This window comes from Caenimonas sp. SL110, from assembly GCF_001044395.1.
Taxonomy (GTDB): Bacteria; Pseudomonadota; Gammaproteobacteria; order Burkholderiales; family Burkholderiaceae_C; genus Ramlibacter.
Genome location: NZ_JANU01000049.1, coordinates 1 through 1,584, shown reverse-complemented (window position 1 = coordinate 1,584; position 1,584 = coordinate 1). Strand labels below are relative to the sequence as shown.

At 56.6% G+C, this 1,584-nt stretch carries 4 protein-coding genes; all 4 read right to left on the bottom strand.

Annotated elements, in window-relative coordinates:
* Positions 1 to 177 precede the first annotated feature (177 nt).
* Positions 178 to 525: an HTH domain-containig protein gene (locus AQ12_RS19180; RefSeq protein ID WP_048441575.1), complete on the bottom strand. Its 348-nt coding sequence runs from the start codon at positions 523 to 525 to the stop codon at positions 178 to 180.
* Positions 506 to 802, bottom strand: coding sequence for a DUF6516 family protein (locus tag AQ12_RS22550; protein WP_082151692.1), 297 nt, complete (start codon positions 800 to 802; stop codon positions 506 to 508). The genes AQ12_RS19180 and AQ12_RS22550 overlap by 20 nt, the downstream gene beginning before the upstream one ends.
* Before the next feature lie 154 nt (positions 803 to 956).
* Positions 957 to 1,220: a Txe/YoeB family addiction module toxin gene (locus AQ12_RS19175; RefSeq protein WP_048441576.1), complete on the bottom strand. Its 264-nt coding sequence runs from the start codon at positions 1,218 to 1,220 to the stop codon at positions 957 to 959.
* Entirely contained in the window at positions 1,217 to 1,462 is a 246-nt protein-coding gene (locus AQ12_RS19170; RefSeq protein ID WP_048441574.1) for a type II toxin-antitoxin system Phd/YefM family antitoxin, read from the bottom strand. Before AQ12_RS19170 ends, AQ12_RS19175 begins: the two co-directional genes overlap by 4 nt.
* Positions 1,463 to 1,584: the final 122 nt, after the last annotated feature.

The window sequence follows — 1,584 nt, the reverse complement described above, 5'->3', positions numbered from 1 at the left end:
GTTCGACGCTGCTTTGACGGGGTCCCATTCAAATCTCATCCATACATTGTGTGGATGACGACACAGCCGTCAAGCACGGGAGTTTCTGCGCTGCCTAACGTCGAAGTTGAGCCGCAGATCGAGGCCTGCCGAGGGCTGTCAGCTCGAACGACCAGTTCGGCCTCGTAGCGCGCACGACTAGGCCGCCTCAAGCAGGAACTCAACCTTCACGGCTTCGAAGGGGAACACAACGCCCCCCTCTGCCGCACGACTGAGAACGCCTGCATCCAACAAGGCCACCACGTCCCCGTGCACAGCCTTCACATCACGCCCTACGCGTCTGGCCGCCTCGCGGATAGACATTGCACCCGCCCCACACATTGCCTTGAGCAACTCCCATCGTTTGGCCGTAAGCACTTGCCACAGCAACTCAGGAGTGGCAAAGCCAATGCGAACTTCACGCTCGGCGCGGCCGGATTTCATGGCACGGGCCGCGTCCGCCAGTGTGTCTGCCAGGGACCGAACCTCAAGAATGACTGTGTTCATGATTCCACCTCGTAATATCAGCATTGAAGTCGAGCATCAACTGTTCAGGCGTTGAGAAGGCATAGTCAAGCTCCTGCCCTCCGAAGTGACGGTGATCACCTTTACCTCGTTCGTTGTCATATCTCAGCACGCACTCACCACCAACAACATAAGCGAGACGATACTTGAACGGGTGCTCAGAAGGCGGGACCGGTTTTGGGACTCGCCATACGGCGACCTCTGCGAATGCGTCGGGAGCAAGGACAATACGACGGCGAATTAGCGGGATAGCCTTCATGTTGGACATGATGACAACACAGAGGAATTGTTGTCAAGAAATCCAACATCCTCAAATTTTCCGCGAGGCCGAACGTCAAGATGACCGGCAAACAACTGCGCGCCGAAGGCGAAGCAGGTGTGTGTCCGTGTCGATTGACATGTTATCCCTCGCTTCACTCATAGTGAGTCCACATCCGCAGTACGCGCACGATCCGCTCCTTCTTGAATACCTCATACACCAAACGGTGCTGAATGTTGATTCGGCGGGAGTACGCGCCTTCGAGATCGCCCACAAGCTTCTCGAACGGTGGAGGGTTCTGGAAAGGGCTACGCTTCAAGACCTCCAACAGTTCCTGCGCCTTTTCTTTCAGACCGGCAGATGCGAGCTTCTTGGCGTCTTTCAGCGCTTGCTTGGCATACACGACCTGCCAAGTCACCACTTCAGTTCCTTGGCACTTTTCTCCAGAGGCTCGGCCATGCCCTTCTTGATGGATTCCCGCATGCCGGGTACGGAGAGAAGATAAAGCGTCTCCTGGATCGCATCCCAGTCTTCAGCTGACACGAGAACGGCACTGCTGCGCTTTCCAGCAATGACGACGGGACGGTGAGACTCGTTCGTCTCGTCGATCAGTCGGTACAAGTTGGCGCGAGCTTCGCTCGCGGTAACGGGATTGGCCATGGAAGTCTCCTGCAACCAAAAGCGTACGTTTATTCGTACGCTTTGTCAAGCGATGCCATTTGCGGCGAGGGATAACGTTTGAGCTGAGCGGACGCCACCGGCATGGTGCTTGGCCCGCGAGG

Bases quoted from the DNA above. Each gene is read 5' to 3' on its own strand.
- AQ12_RS22550 (WP_082151692.1), bottom strand. From the start codon at position 802: ATGAAGGCTATCCCGCTAATTCGCCGTCGTATTGTCCTTGCTCCCGAC.
- AQ12_RS19170 (WP_048441574.1), bottom strand. From the start codon at position 1,462: ATGGCCAATCCCGTTACCGCGAGCGAAGCTCGCGCCAACTTGTACCGA.
- AQ12_RS19180 (WP_048441575.1), bottom strand. From the start codon at position 525: ATGAACACAGTCATTCTTGAGGTTCGGTCCCTGGCAGACACACTGGCG.